Source organism: Blautia aquisgranensis (genome assembly GCF_040096615.1).
Classification (GTDB): Bacteria; Bacillota; Clostridia; order Lachnospirales; family Lachnospiraceae; genus Blautia_A; species Blautia_A aquisgranensis.
This window is the reverse complement of record NZ_JBBMEJ010000002.1, coordinates 93,840-109,652: the sequence shown is the minus strand read 5'-3', so window position 1 is coordinate 109,652 and position 15,813 is coordinate 93,840. Positions and strand designations below refer to the sequence as shown.

The 15,813-nt window shown below is 43.2% G+C and carries 8 protein-coding genes; all 8 read right to left on the bottom strand.

The window, feature by feature from the left end:
- Positions 1-70: 70 nt before the first annotated feature.
- The 8 genes from WMO28_RS02420 to WMO28_RS02385 all read right to left on the bottom strand — a co-directional run bounded on the left by WMO28_RS02420 (position 71) and on the right by WMO28_RS02385 (position 15,813).
- The gene (locus WMO28_RS02420; RefSeq protein ID WP_349055950.1) at positions 71-3,085 is read right to left on the bottom strand and encodes an Ig-like domain-containing protein; all 3,015 of its coding nucleotides are present in this window, start codon (positions 3,083-3,085) and stop codon (positions 71-73) included.
- Positions 3,086-3,403: 318 nt separating this feature from the next.
- A complete protein-coding gene (locus WMO28_RS02415; RefSeq protein ID WP_178645079.1) occupies positions 3,404-5,866 on the bottom strand; it encodes a glycogen/starch/alpha-glucan phosphorylase in 2,463 nt (820 codons plus the stop codon).
- Positions 5,866-9,030, bottom strand: coding sequence for an isoleucine--tRNA ligase (ileS, locus tag WMO28_RS02410; RefSeq protein ID WP_178645078.1), 3,165 nt, complete (start codon positions 9,028-9,030; stop codon positions 5,866-5,868). Before ileS ends, WMO28_RS02415 begins: the two co-directional genes overlap by 1 nt.
- 496 nt (positions 9,031-9,526) lie before the next feature.
- A complete protein-coding gene (locus WMO28_RS02405; RefSeq protein ID WP_178645077.1) occupies positions 9,527-11,482 on the bottom strand; it encodes a beta-L-arabinofuranosidase domain-containing protein in 1,956 nt (651 codons plus the stop codon).
- Positions 11,483-11,498: 16 nt separating this feature from the next.
- Positions 11,499-12,338 (bottom strand): ABC transporter permease subunit, encoded by an 840-nt coding sequence (locus tag WMO28_RS02400; RefSeq protein ID WP_178645076.1) that lies wholly within the window; start codon positions 12,336-12,338, stop codon positions 11,499-11,501.
- A gap of 3 nt (positions 12,339-12,341) precedes the next feature.
- The gene (locus tag WMO28_RS02395; protein WP_178645075.1) at positions 12,342-13,223 is read right to left on the bottom strand and encodes an ABC transporter permease subunit; all 882 of its coding nucleotides are present in this window, start codon (positions 13,221-13,223) and stop codon (positions 12,342-12,344) included.
- Between the two features lie 98 nt (positions 13,224-13,321).
- A complete protein-coding gene (locus WMO28_RS02390; protein ID WP_178645074.1) occupies positions 13,322-14,629 on the bottom strand; it encodes an extracellular solute-binding protein in 1,308 nt (435 codons plus the stop codon).
- 119 nt (positions 14,630-14,748) lie between these two features.
- The gene (locus tag WMO28_RS02385; protein ID WP_178645073.1) at positions 14,749-15,813 is read right to left on the bottom strand and encodes a response regulator; all 1,065 of its coding nucleotides are present in this window, start codon (positions 15,811-15,813) and stop codon (positions 14,749-14,751) included.

Genomic DNA, 15,813 nt, shown 5'->3' with positions numbered 1-15,813 from the left:
TAAAAAACGGCTCTGCTTCACATCATTATTTTCTGTGAAGCAGAGCCATTTTTTGTTCTTATTTTTCTGTTTATTTAACAGTTACCTTACATGTTACTTTCTTGTTACCACTCTTAACAGTAATTGTTGCTGTTCCTTTTTTCTTTGCTGTGATCTCACCTTTGCTGTTTACAGTAACTACATTTTTATTTGAAGTTGTGTATGTGATCTTCTCAGTGGAAGTAAACGGACTGATTACCGGTTTCAGTGTTGTTTTCTTTCCTTTTGTCAGAGTAAGAGAAGATTTTACACCGGAAATCTTAGTTGTTTTTACAGCTGTTTTCTGTACGGTTACTGTAATATAACCTTTTTTTCCACTCTTTAATGTTACTGTAATTTTGGCTGTTCCGGTTTTCTTTCCGGCTTTGATCTCGCCCTTGCTGTTTACAGTCACAATATTTTTGTTGCTGGATGTCCAGGATTTTACGGAATCACCATTTGCAAGACCTGTTGCTTTTACTCTGGTTGTAAGCTGATTTACCTTAAGTGTGAATTTTGTTACATTCAGTTTCAGAGTCGGAGTAAGTTTTTTACCGTAAGGTCTGGTTGATTTTGTCTTATATCCGCATTTTGAGCATACCTTTGTCTGTACTGCCGGTTTGAATACAGTTGCCTTTGCAGTTGTTTTCCAGGTGTAAGTATGTGCAATTACCGGGATCTTTTCTGTCTTTGTCTTTCCGCAGACGCTGCAGGTATATGTTTTTACACCTGTTGTCTTGCAGGTTGCTGCCTTGGTTACTTTTCCGTTGTTCCATTTATGCTGGGATGTTACCGGGATCTTTTCTGTTTTTGTCTTGCCGCAGACGCTGCAGGTATATGTTTTAATGCCTGTGGTCTTGCAGGTTGCTGCCTTGGTCACTTTTCCGTTATCCCATTTGTGCTGATGCGGAACTACCGGAAGTTCTTCTGTCTTTTCATAGCCACATACTGTACAGGTGTATGTTTTAGCACCTTTCTCTGTATAAGTTGCTTTTTTTGTTACTTTACCTTCATCAAAGGTATGTGCTGCGTATCCGTTCTTTCTTTCGTTGCTTGAAATATTACACCATCCGCCATCAGTGCACTCATGCCAGTGTGCATTTTCATCTGATGTCCAGGCTTCTGACCAGGTGTGAACGCCCTCTTCTCCATACCAGTCTGTATAGTGAAGCACGATCTGGTCGTTATTCTGTACTTTCTGTTCAGCAATTCCAACCTCTGGATAAACGCCGTTTATCGTGTCCATCCAACCGCTGTTTTTACCGTTTGTAAATTCACCAAGTGTAACACCATCTTTTGTGATAGACGCGATGTAGTTTCCGGATGGATTATCGCATGTCATGTTATTCGCAAGCAGTGCTGCGTCAATAACATCTTTTGCTGTAGATCCCTCTACAACGGTATACTCGCTCTGCTCAAGCCAGGTTTCCAGATTTCCTGCATAATATGTATGATACTCATGATCTGCATCGCTGTCATGAACATGATCACCTAAAATTGTAAGGGAAACCTTAATCTTCGGAGCAACCAGTCTGACAAGCTTGTCTGCATCCACACCAAGAGGATCATCTGTACGGTTCTGCTGTGCCTTGGTTGCACCGGAAATACCGCTTGGTCTTCCGTTTTCTGAGCTGTAATAGATTACCCCTTCAACAGGTGCAGGATTTGCGTAACTTGTATCAACAAAATCAACTGCGCCGATACCCTTTACGCCTTTACATGTATACTCATTATTCTCAATAACATTATATTTATCAATACCTTTGATATAACCGATCACGCCGCCGACACGTGTTCCGTCTGTTGCGCTTACGGTTCCCTCAAAGGAATTGTTCTGTACATACTGAGTGCCGTTCTCCCAGCACTGTACCATACCTGTCTCGGAACCAAGGATACCGCCTACATAGTCTTTTCCTGTGATCGTTCCGTTGGAATAGCAGTTCTGAATCGTTACGCCCGGCGTATTCGGTGCGCTCGCTTCACCCCACATGGTTCCGCCGTATCCGCCGCCGGAAATACCACCTGCATAATTACCGCTTGCAGTTACTGTTCCATAGAACTTACAGTCTTTCAGTGTGTAATTTCCCATAGACTGACCTTTGTTTCCGCTGATACCACCTACATATTTTGTTCCGTAAACGTCTGCGTAACTTACACAGTTCTCAATCGTTCCGTTGAAGTCACCGCCAAAAGAGCCGATATTGGACTGCGCTTTATCATATCCAATCACGACGCCTTTCTCTACAGTACTGTTGGTGATCGTGATCTGATTATTTCCGGATGCGTATCCTCCGATAAATCCGGATTTCAGAGTCTGTGTTCCTGCCTTTAAAGTTACGTTGTCGATCTTGATCGGATTGTAGGAACTGTAATCAACCTCATAATTACAGACAACACCGTCGGACGCGATCTGCTCTCCATAGATATTCAGATTTTTCAAAGTAGAATCTGCCACATAGCCGAAAAGACATTTCTCACCTTTCGGTACTGTCAGCAGATGGTTGTCACCATCCAGATTTCCCTGGAATTTAGATGATTTTGTTCCGATCGGAGTCCAACCTTCCGGAAGTGTGATATCCTCTGTAAATTTCAGATACTGATTTACAAAGGTACCTTTTCCATTGTTTACATAATCTGCAACTGCCTGAATGTCAGCTGTGGATGTAACAAGGTACGGATCTGCCTCTGTACCTGTTCCTGCCAGTATCAGATCTTCACTTGTATGTCCATCATCAAATGTTGCTACAGCCTCTCCATCAGAAAATGGATCCTCGTCCTCCTGTGCATAAGCCTCTACGCTCTGATCAGAATCTGCAATATCCTCTGCCTGTGAAAGCTCTTCCGCATCTGTCTGCTCTTCATCGCTTTCTGCAATTTCTGCTACAGCATCTTCAGAATCATCTGCTTCCTGCTGCTCCGAAACGTCCTCCTCTGCTGCTTCTCCTTCTGTTACATCTTCTGCCATGCTGATATTTTCATCTGTGAAATCAGCTGCCCAGGCTGAAGCCGGAGCTGTACCGATCATGGCACCTGCAAGAAGAATACTGAGAAGTTTTTTTCGTTTCATAACCTTTCCTCCTTTTAATTTTTCGGTGACAGCTTTCTTTTTCGCTGTTTTAATTGAAAGATCATGATGCCAAAAAGGCAACAAAAAAGGTAACAGAAAAAGCCCCGCATGGGGTTTCTGTTACCTGATAGACGTTCTTTATGCGTAAACTGACCAGTTTCAGTCACTATCTTTTTTTAAAAGTTCCCGCCCGCCGACTGTACGACAACGCATTTTCCTGTACAGGAATCTCACCTGTTCGCCGGAAGCTTTTCTCATTCAATTATTCACCTGGTTTCATTATACAAATGAAACCAGGTGTTGTCAAACCAATATTTCTTAGTTCTCTTTCACAATGACCTTATCCAGGTGCCAGATATCATCTACATACTCCTGAATTGTTCTGTCGGATGTGAACTTACCGCTGCATGCTGTGTTAAGAAGTGCCATCTTAGCCCAGCGTTTCTCATCTTTGTATGCTTCCTCAACACGTTTCTGTGCTTCTGCATAGGAACGGAAGTCGCCAAGGATGAAGTACTGGTCAGGTCTCGGCATGTTGCGTTTGTCGAGAAGTGAATTGTAGATGTCACGGAACATCTCTGTATCGCTGGAGAAGGTTCCGTTGATCAGCTGCATCAGTACCTGACGGATCTCCGGATCTGTGTTGTAGATGAAGTCCGGATCGTAACCGCCGTTATTCTCATAGTTGATGATCTGGTCGGAGCTCATACCGAAGATAAATGCATTCTCCTCGCCAACCTCCTGTACAATCTCAACGTTAGCACCATCCATGGTTCCAAGTGTCGGAGCACCATTCAGCATGAATTTCATGTTACCTGTACCGGAAGCCTCTTTACTTGCTGTGGAGATCTGCTCGGAAACATCTGCTGCCGCAAAAATGATCTCAGCGTTGGATACACGGTAGTTCTCGATGAATACAACCTTCAGCTTGCCGTTGATGGAAGCATCATTGTTTACAACATCTGCCACACAGTTGATCAGCTTGATGATCTTCTTTGCACGTGCGTAAGCTGCGGAAGCTTTTGCACCAAAGATAAATGTTCTCGGATAGAAATCCATCTCCGGATGTGCCTTGATCTGGTTGTACAGATAGATCACATGCAGGATGTTGAGAAGCTGACGCTTGTACTCATGAAGTCTCTTAACCTGGATATCGAAGATGGAGTGCGGATCAACCTCAACACCATTGTGCTCCAGGATATATTTTGCAAGACGCTCTTTGTTCTTGAACTTAATGGTCATGAACTCCTGAAGTGCTTTCTCATCGTCTGCATAAACCTTCAGTTTGGAAAGCTGGGAAAGATCTGTGATCCAGTCCGGTCCGATCTTATCTGTTACCCAGTCAGCCAGAAGCGGGTTTCCATGAGCAAGGAAACGTCTCTGTGTGATACCGTTTGTCTTGTTGTTAAACTTCTCAGGCATCATCTCATAGAAATCCTTCAGCTCCTGATTCTTGAGGATTTCTGTATGAAGGCGTGCAACACCGTTTACAGAGTAGCCTGCAACGATCGCAAGGTGAGCCATCTTAACCTGTCCGTCATAGATGATCGCCATCTTCTTAACCTTCTCAAAGTTTCCAGGATATTTCTGCTGGATCTCAAGAATGAAACGACGGTTGATCTCCTCGATGATCTGGTATACACGCGGAAGCAGTCTGGAGAACAGCTCGATCGGCCATTTCTCAAGTGCCTCGGACATGATGGTGTGGTTGGTGTAAGCACAGCATTTTGTTGTGATATCCCATGCCTGATCCCAGCCAAGACCTTCCTGATCCATAAGAAGACGCATCAGCTCTGCAACAGCTACAGTCGGATGAGTATCGTTCATCTGGAATACAACCTTCTCATGAAGCTTTGTGATGTCATCGTGTGTTTTCTTATATTTGGCAATCGCTGCCTGAAGGCTGGCAGATACGAAGAAGTACTGCTGTTTCAGACGAAGCTCTTTACCTGCCATATGGTTATCATTCGGGTAAAGTACCTCAACGATAGTACGTGCAAGGTTCTCCTGCTCTACTGCGTTGTGATAATCACCCTTGTCGAAGGAGTCAAGGTTGAAGTCTACGATCGGCTCTGCATCCCAGATACGAAGTGTGTTTACAACATCGTTATTATAACCTGTGATCGGCATATCGTAAGGAACGGCCTTAACTGCCTGATATCCCTCGTGGATAAATTTGTTCTCGTTCTTCACCGGATCCCACTCAACGCGTACATATCCGCCGAAATGAACTTCTTTTGCATACTCCGGACGACGGAGCTCGAAAGGATAGCCGTTCTTCAGCCAGTTATCCGGTGCCTCTACCTGATAACCGTCACGGATCTCCTGCTTAAACATACCATAACGGTAACGGATTCCGCATCCGTATGCACAGTAGTTCAGAGTTGCAAGAGAATCCAGGAAGCATGCTGCCAGTCTTCCAAGTCCACCGTTTCCAAGAGCCGGATCCGGCTCCTGGTCTTCGATGCAGTTAATGTCAAGTCCAAGCTCCTCAAGAGCCTCCTTAACCTCGCCGTATGCACCAAGGTTGATCAGATTGTTTCCAAGGGCACGGCCCATAAGGAACTCCATGGACATATAATATACAATCTTCGGGTCCTGTTTTTCATACGCCTTCTGGCTCTTGAGCCAGTTGTCAATGATCACGTCCTTCACAGTGTAGCTTACAGCCTGAAAAATCTGCTCCTGTGTAGCCTCTTCCAGTGTTTTTCGATAAAGGAATTTTACGTTTTCTTTTACGCTTTTTTTGAATTCCTCTTTCTCAAACTGCTTGTCAATCATTAGTTTTCCTCCTGTACTTTGGATACTCCCAGTGTTACAGCCTCTTTGTTGATGTTCCATTCTTTGGTGTAACCCTCTGCTTCTCCCAGAACAATGTTTTCTGCCAGTACTTCACGTTTGATCTCATCCTGGTTTGCTTTCATGATATCCATGATCTTGTCGTTATCTTTTGCATAGACAATAATCTTGTCCATGACTTCGAAACCAGCCTCTTTACGCATGGTCTGAACCTTGCTGATGATCTCGCGGACAAAGCCCTCCTGGATCAGTTCAGGTGTCAGGTTTGTATCAAGGACAACGGATGTCTCACCGTCTGTCTCTGTAACATAGCCCTCGCTCTGGGCTGTTTCGATCAATAAGTCTTCCTCTGCAAGCTCGACCTTGTTTCCGTCAATGTCAAGAACGAGAACACCATTGTCTCTCAGCTCTTTCATTGCAGCGGTTCCGTCGATCTCGGAGAGTGCGGTACGGATGCCATTCAGAAGCTTGCCGTATTTCGGTCCTACTGTACGAAGCTGTGGCTTGAAGCTGTAGGAAATGAAAGACTCTACATCATCTGCGAATTTCACTTCTTTTACATTGAGCTCATCTGCGATGATATCTGTGTAGAATTTATCCATAGCTTTCTCAGCTTTTACATACATGGTTCCGATCGGCTGACGGTTCTTGATGTTTGCAGTATTTCTGCATGCACGTCCGAGAACAACGATCTCAAGAAGCTCTTCCATGTTCGCCTCAAGATCCTTGTCGATCCATGCCTCGTTTACCTCCGGGTAATCACAGAGATGGATACTCTCCGGAGCGTCTGCATCAATGCTTCTTACAAGGTTCTGGTAGATATCCTCAGTCATAAACGGAATCATCGGAGCTGCAGCCTTGGCAACAGTTACCAGTGCTGTGTAAAGTGTCATGTAAGCATTGATCTTATCCTGCTCCATGCCCTTTGCCCAGAAACGCTCACGGCTTCTTCTTACATACCAGTTACTCATATCGTCAACAAATTCCTGAAGTGCTCTTGCAGCCTCCGGAATTTTATAGGAACCAAGATCCTCATCGACAGTCTTCACCATGGTATTCAGTTTGCTGAGCAGCCATTTATCCATAACCGGAAGCTTATCGTAATCTAAAGTATATTTAGTTGCGTCAAAATTGTCAATGTTTGCATACAGTACGAAGAATGCGTAGGTGTTCCACAGAGTGCTCATGAATTTTCTCTGTCCTTCTACAACTGCCTTGCCGTGGAAACGGTTCGGAAGCCATGGAGCACTGTTGATGTAGAAATACCAGCGGATAGCATCTGCGCCGTATTTGTTCAGTGCGTCAAACGGATCTACGGCATTTCCCTTGGACTTACTCATCTTCTGTCCGTTCTCATCCTGCACATGTCCCAGAACGATTACATTCTTATACGGAGCCTTGTTGAAAAGCAGTGTGGACTCAGCAAGAAGGGAGTAGAACCATCCTCTTGTCTGGTCAACAGCCTCTGAAATAAAGTCTGCCGGGAACTGCTGCTCAAACAGGTCTTTATTCTCAAATGGATAATGATGCTGTGCAAAAGGCATTGCTCCTGAATCGAACCAGCAGTCAATTACCTCCGGTACACGGTGCATGGTCTTTCCGCAGTCCGGGCACTTCATGGTGATGTCATCAATGTATGGGCGGTGAAGCTCGATAGTCTTCGCACGCTCGTCACCACTCTTCTCATAGAGATCCTGGCGGCTTCCTACGGATTCCATATGTCCGCACTCACACTGCCAGATATTCAGTGGTGTTCCCCAGTAACGGTTTCTGGAAATACCCCAGTCCTGAACGTTCTCAAGCCAGTCACCGAAACGTCCCTTACCGATGCTCTCCGGAATCCAGTTAATTGTATTATTATTGCGGATCAGATCATCCTTTACTGCTGTCATCTTGATAAACCAGGACTCACGTGCATAGTAGATAAGCGGTGTGTCACATCTCCAACAGTGCGGATAATCATGCTCGAATTTCGGCGCATCAAAAAGCTTGCCCTCTTTGTCAAGATCTGTGAGAACCATCGGGTCCGCTTTCTTTACGAATACACCTGCGTATGGTGTTTCTTTTGTCATGTTACCCTGTCCGTCTACGAACTGTACGAACGGAAGGTCATACTCACGTCCGACACGGCTGTCATCCTCACCAAATGCAGGTGCGATATGAACGATACCGGTACCATCGCTCATGGTAACGTAGTTGTCACAGGTTACGAAATGGGCTTTTTTACGCTGTTTTGCTGCTGCCTCTCCTGTGCATGCAAAAAGCGGCTCATATTCCTTACGCTCAAGATCTGTTCCTTTATATTTCTCAAGGATCTCATATGCAGGCTCATCATCCTTTGCAAGCTTGCCGAGAACCTTGTCCAGAAGTGCTTCTGCCATATAATAAGTATAGCCGTCTGCTGCTTTTACCTTACAGTAGATCTCATCCGGGTTTACACAAAGTGCAACGTTGGACGGAAGTGTCCACGGTGTTGTTGTCCATGCCAGGAAGTATGCGTCCTCACCAACAACCTTGAAACGCACGATCGCAGAGCGCTCTTTAACAGTCTTGTAGCCCTGGGAAACCTCCTGTGCGGAAAGCGGAGTTCCACAACGCGGGCAGTAAGGAACGATCTTGAAGCCTTTGTAAAGAAGACCTTTGTTCCAGATTTCTTTCAGTGCCCACCACTCGGACTCGATGAAATTGTTGTCGTATGTTACATAAGGATGCTCCATGTCGGCCCAGAAACCAACAGTAGAGGAGAAGTCCTCCCACATTCCTTTGTATTTCCATACGCTCTCTTTACACTGCTGGATGAACGGCTCGATTCCGTACTCCTCGATCTGCTCTTTTCCGTCAAGACCAAGCTTCTTCTCAACCTCAAGCTCAACCGGAAGTCCGTGAGTATCCCATCCTGCTTTTCTCGGAACCATGTAGCCCTTCATTGTACGGTATCTCGGGATCATATCCTTGATAACTCGTGTCAGAACATGTCCGATGTGCGGCTTACCGTTAGCGGTAGGCGGTCCGTCATAAAATGTGTATGTCTCGCCCTCTTTACGGCTGTCCATACTTTTTTCAAAAATCTTGTTGTCTTTCCAGAATTTCTCGACTTCTTTTTCGCGGTCAACAAAATTCAGATTCGTGTCAACTTTACGATACACAACTTTTCCCTCCTGTGTCTGATTACTGATTACTGTCCCATAAACCGGACAGTAACTGATTCTTTTCTCACAGATACTTGATCGTGCCAGTGTTTCGGGCACTTATAAAAAAAGACCCCATCCTGTAAAAGGACGAAGTCTGATTCGCTGTACCACCTGTTACATTATACGGGCCTGTTGTCCGGCCTCCCTCAACTCTATCCTGTGGGGACGCCATTATCCATGTCTCTGCATGGCGGACATCTTTGTATCTGCCGATATATGTTCCCTGTAACGGAGGAAATCCGTCAGCTCTTACTTAATCTCTTCAGAACTGAAGCTCGGGAGTGATATTCTGCCATACTTATTCACCACGGGCTTGCACCATCCCCGTTCGCTGAAAGCATCTGCTGTAAGGCTTTCCGTATAACATACTGTCTCCGTCATTGCTTTTTCTATATACGGTGTATATTATAGGTTGGGGAAAATCCATATGTCAAGTCTTTTCAGGGATTTTTTATTCTCTCCATGGCATCCAGATACGCATTTCTCCATATTCACGGTTATCCCATGCAAAATACGGAATCAGCCGCACCTGTATACTCTGTTTTTTCTCTCCTGTAAAAGACTGATACAATTCTTTCGGATTATATTCTTCATGAATAATCCGATATGCCTCCGTTTCCAGAATTCCGATTTCTCTGTTTTTAATCTGCATTTTACTTTCTTTGAATGTGCTGTGAATATTGATGCAGATATCATCCAGCGTATCTGTATTCGCATCGGGGCTTTCCATACAATATACCAGAGGACCTTTTTCTACTGCAATAAGCTGGCTGTCTTCTTCAACCATAGGATGCGCCATGGTAAATCTGACCGGCATTTTCAATTCAAGCTCAATTTTAGCTCCTGCAAGCTTTTCAATGTGAACCGACTGATAGCTCTCCCTCATGGTTTTATCAAGCATTTTTTCCCCCTGAGCGGTTTTTATACTTCCTGCTTCTGCCCATTTTGGAATTCTCAGATTTAATATAACTGGTTTATCGCAGGTGACATTTTTGAATTCGAATGTGATTTTTCCATCATACGGATACTCTGTTTTTTGCTTCAGAGTAAATGCCGCTCCGTTCTTAAGGGTAAGTGCTGCTTCACATTCTCCGTATATACCGGTATAAATACTGTCATCAGATACGGTATACGCATACTCTCCGGACTGCGTTACCATACGTGCAAGATTCGGAGGACAGCAGTAACTGATAAGATATTCTGTACGTGTAAGCGGCCAGATCAGTTTATATTCCAGCTTCTTTGCTCTGCGCAGCATATTTTCATAGAAAAATTTCTTTCCATCCAGACTTACAGCTGCCAGATTTACATTCAGAAGAGCCCGCTCAATCACATCAAAGTACTCTGCTTTCGGTTCAATAAGAAACATTCTGTATGCCCACATCACAAGACCGATTGATGCACAGGTTTCATTATATGCAGTCACATTCGGAAGCTGATACTCATATCCGAATGCCTGATGGATCAGCTGATGGTTCCAGAAATCACCGTAAGGAGAGGCTCCGTTATATAACGCCCCCACACCGCCTGTAAGATAAATTTTGGTATTAACCATATTTTTCCAGACCTTGTGAAGAACATCTAAATATTCTTTGTCCCCTTCTTCTGCATAAAGATCTGCCACACCTGCATAAAGATATGTTGCTCTCACTGCATGTCCTATAATCTTCTCGTGTTCTTTTAAGGGCAGTCTGTCCTGATTATCGTCCATGCCTTCCTTCACGGAATCACGCAGTACAATCGCCTTGTGTGCCAGATCCAGGTATTTTTTTTCTCCGGTGGTACGGTACATTTCAATAAGTCCCATGTAATGTGACGGGCACACAGCAGTCTGTACTTCCCCTTTTTTCTCTGCTTCCGCATACATATTTTCCAGAAAATCTGCTGCTTTTCTTGCAATATTCAGGAAGTTTTCTTTTCCTGTGATTCTTTTATAAAGACACGCAGAAGTAAACAGATGTCCCATATTGTAAACTTCAAATTCGTTAATATCTCCCAGACGTCCCTTACGGGTACCATTACGCATGCCAATAATCTGTTTTGTGGAAATATATCCATCCTCTTCCTGGGCGCGTCCGATCAGGTCGATATATTCGTCCAGCTTGTCCAGACGGCTCTGGTCCTGAAGCTGTTCTGCGGAATAAAGCTGGGCCTCCATCCATTTGTAAAAATCTCCGTCACCAAAATCACTGCCGCCAAACTCGCCGCTTTTTTCTCCTGCACAGATACGGAAATTTTCAACTACATGTCCCGCATCCAGTGCCTCGAACATTTTCTGGAGGTGGGGAACTGTACTCTCTGCACAGCTCTCCACAACATTTTTCCAGAAACCGCCGGTCCATTTGATCTGGTCATATTCTGCTCCGCTTACTTTTGCATATTTCGATTTTCTTGTATCCGCAAGCATGTTTTTCCTCCTAAAATCAGCCTTTTACAGCTCCACTTGTCATACCTTCGATTACTGTCTTGTTAAGAATCATATAGATGATAAGCATCGGGAATACGCTGATCGCGATAGACGCAAAGATCGCACCCCAGTCTTTTGTTCCGAACTCATTCTCAAAATAGAGAAGTCCGGTCTGTATTGTTTTCAGTTTGCTGTCACTGATAAATGTCATGGAAAACAGCAGGTCATTCCATTTATAGAAAAACTGCAGAACCAGAACAGTAACTGCGGCATTTTTCATCAGCGGGAAAACAATATGCCACATCATGGAATAAATTCCGCATCCGTCAATAACACTTGCCTCAAGAATTTCCCTTGGAAGAGATCTCATATATCCTGTTACAAGGAAGATAGAAAGAGAAAGGCCAAATGCGATATAAGTCAGTACCAGGCAAAGTCTTGTATTTGTAAGTCCTGTATTATTGTAGATCTGAAACAGTGGAAGCAGTGCAGTTGCAACCGGAACCATAAGTCCCAGAAGGAAAAAGTCTGCAAAGAAGTTTTTCATTTTCCATTCCATCTGAGTTACCGCAAAACCGATTGTCATACTTAAAATCACAATAAATACAAGTGCCAGTGCTGTATAGATCAAACTGTTTTTAAAGTACAGCCCCATATTTCCTCTTGTCCATGCTTCCACAAAATTTTTAAGATAAAATCCGTCCGGAAGTGCAAAAGATGGCTTTGTTACAAACTCAGATGACTTTTTAAACGCACATGTAAACAACCAGAAAATAGGATACGCATCAACAATTACAACCATTATAATAATGATTTTTTTGATAACATCCACCGGGGTGATTGTCTTTTTTCCCATTTTTTATGCCTCCTTTACATCAAAGAAACGAATAATTCTTGTTCCGATAATACAGATCAGGAAAATAACAATAGCAATCGCACTTCCATATCCATAATTTCTATATTCAAATGCTACATTATACATATACATGGATAAGGTTGTTGTTGCATTTCCAGGACCACCGTTGGTAAGGGCAATTGCAGATTCAAATACTTTAACAGTACCTGCAAATGCAAATACAAGACATGTGATTGTAATCGGACGAAGTAACGGAAAGATAATATTTTTAAACATCTGCCAGGAATTACATCCATCAACTTTTGCGGCTTCAATAACATCATCAGGAATATCAATAAGACCACCGTAAAAAATTACCGCATAGAAACCAACAGATACCCAGATATCCATAACACTCAGGCATCCCAAGGCTGTACTTGCCTGTCCGATCCATGCCTGTACCTGATCATGAAGACCAACTGCATCCAGAATGCTGTTTAACAGACCATAATTCGGCTGGATCTCATAGATTTTACGAAACAGCTGTCCAACGGCTACTGTCGGGAGGATTACCGGGAAAAATGTGATAGTACGGATCAGGTTCTTGAATTTAACAAGCCAGAAGCGATACATCATGGCAAGTGCCAGTCCCAGCACTACCATACCAAGCATGGTGGTAAGAATATACCGGATCGTTACCATAAGTGATTCGTGGAATTTTGAGTCGATCAGAAGTTTTGAATAATTCTTAAGGCCGCTGAAGCTCCAGCTAAGTCCCGGTGTTCCTGAATATAAAGAATATACAAAGGACCAGATTACAGGTACGAATACCAGTCCCACATAAAGAATCAGCCCCGGAACAACAAACAGCGCAATTGCCTTTTTATTTCCTAATACATGTTTCATCCTGTTTCCTTGCCTTTCTCATAAAAAGAGTATTGAAAATGACATAACTGTTATCCTGCCACTCCCAATACTCTTAATTAGTCCGTTGATCTTACAGCTTAGTTGCTGATTGTATATGCTTCCTCAATGGAATCCATATAAGCGGCTCCATCCATATCTCCATTTAATACAGACTGAATATTATCCTGTGCAGTTGCTTTTGTCTCATCATTCATGTATGCTTCCCACCATGCGGTAGAAGTCTTTGCATCAGCGATAGCATCAATTACTGTCTGGGTAACAGAGCTGATATCTTTTGTATCTACATCGTATGTATAACCACGTACTGACTGATAGTCGCCCATCGCGTAGTTACCAACGTTCTCAACGAAGTACTGTAAGAATCCTGCCATTGCTCCGTCATATTTGTCCTGAGACAGGCAAAGGATGTTACCACAGTTTGCAGGAAGCTCGGAAGCTTCGCTTACAGATTCATCAACTACAGGAACTCCCATGAATCCGATGTTGTCCTCTCCGGACGGGTTTGTCTCCTCATCTGTAATGGAAGATGTGAACCAGCTTCCGTCATAGAGCATTGCACACTGACCATTTAATAACATTCCCTCAGCAGTTGTGTTATCAACTGTTGTAGCACCTTCGCCAAAGTATCCTTTGTCTGCCATATCTGCTACCATCTGAGCTGCTGCTACAAATCCGTCATCTGTGAATTTTGTCTCGCCCTCGCATGCTTTCTTAACTGCATCTGCGCCCATTGTACGATATGCGTAAGCGTTTACGATACGTGTTGTAGGCCATTTGTCAGATCCGCCTGTTGCGATCGGCTGAATTCCTTTTTCTTTTAATGTGTCACATACCTGAAGGAGCTCATCCCATGTTGTCGGTACTTCTACGCCTGCATCCTCAAATACAGATTTGTTGTACCAGAATCCCTCGATATTCATTCCGAATGGAAGATCATACAGATCATCTGTGTCAGAAAGAGAAGTCATGATACTCTTTGCACTGTCCATGACTTTGTCCTCATCGCCCATTGCTTTAAGCTCTTCGGAAACATTTACAACTTTTCCTGCCTGGATCAGCTCTCTTAACGGAACACCTGCTGAGTAAGCAAACAGATCAGGAAGATCGTTGGATGCTACCAGTGTGGAAATCTTTGTGCTCAGGTCTGAAGCTGATACATACTCATATTCATAGCTGAAATTCGGATTTACATCTTTGGTGTAGTTGTCAAGCATTCCTGTAAGGATTTTTCCATCTGCGCTGTCCTCTGCCCAGATTGAAAGAACCTTGATCTTTTTTTCTGCTGATGTGTCAGGATCTGTTGCTGCGCTTACGCTTAAGGATCCTGCCATCAATGAAATTGCTGTTGCTGCAACCATAACTAATGCCATTGCTTTTTTCTTCATTTCAAAACCTCCTAATACAATTTTCGTGTTATCTTTAAGCTGGTTTAATTCTAACATCCTACGTTTCATATTGATAGTCCGTCATTTTTTTGAAAATGTACAAATTTTATAGAATCCTCTTATTTCGCCTTACGGACACCACCTTTAAACTGCATAGGAGTAACGCCTTCTTCTTTTTTAAAAATATTGCAGAAATACCGGTAATTATTATATCCTACAGCCTCGCTTACCTCCTGAACCTTAGCCCCTTTAAGAAGAAGCTCCTTGGCATGAGCCATGCGGATCTGAGTCAGATATCTCACAAAACTGATCCCTACTTCATCTTTAAAGAGAATACTGAGATATGCATGATTCATATGTACCATTTCCGCCATCTCATTCAGACCAAAATCCTGATCATAATTTTGATTAATATAATCCAGTATCTGAGTAATCACTCTGTGTGAGCTTCCGATTTTTCTTACGGAAATTTTTTCAAAAATTCTCTGAAGAATGAGAAATACGTATTCGTCCACCTCTTCTTCTGTTTTCAGCTCCTCAACATTATTAAAAAAAGGAAAATTAAAGTCATGCTCATACTGTTTCCATTTCTCGTAAAAAGCAGCAGAAGCGGCCATAATAAGTTTATAGCTCTCTTCTTTATATTCCGGCAGACTTTTTTCTGCTTTCTTCATCAGCATCTGGATTCTTTTTGTTTCTTCCTCCCATTTTTCTGTATTGCTGTCATTGATCATTTCCACAATGGCATTAAGGGAAAGTCTCAGATTCCGGATTACCTTTTCATGTTCTACATCTGTTTTATTTGGTCGTTTTTTTAATTCCTCATCTATTTTTTCAAGAGTATTTTTCAGTTTATCCATGGTCACCGGTTTATCTACATAGCTGTGGACTCCCAGTTCCATTCCTTTCCTTGCATATTCAAACTCTTTATATGCACTTATCAGTACAAACACCATATCCGGATATTTTCTGTAAAAATGTTCGATAACCTCAAGGCCGGAAAGTCCTGGCATACGAATATCTACAAGAACAACATCAGGACGTACTTTTTCAATCAGTTCCAATGCCATCTGACCATCAGAAGCAGACCCGACCATCTCATAATCTGCACCAATTCTTTTCAGCATGACCCGGATTCCTTCAATAGTCAGATATTCATCGTCTATTACTACCAGTTTCTTCAT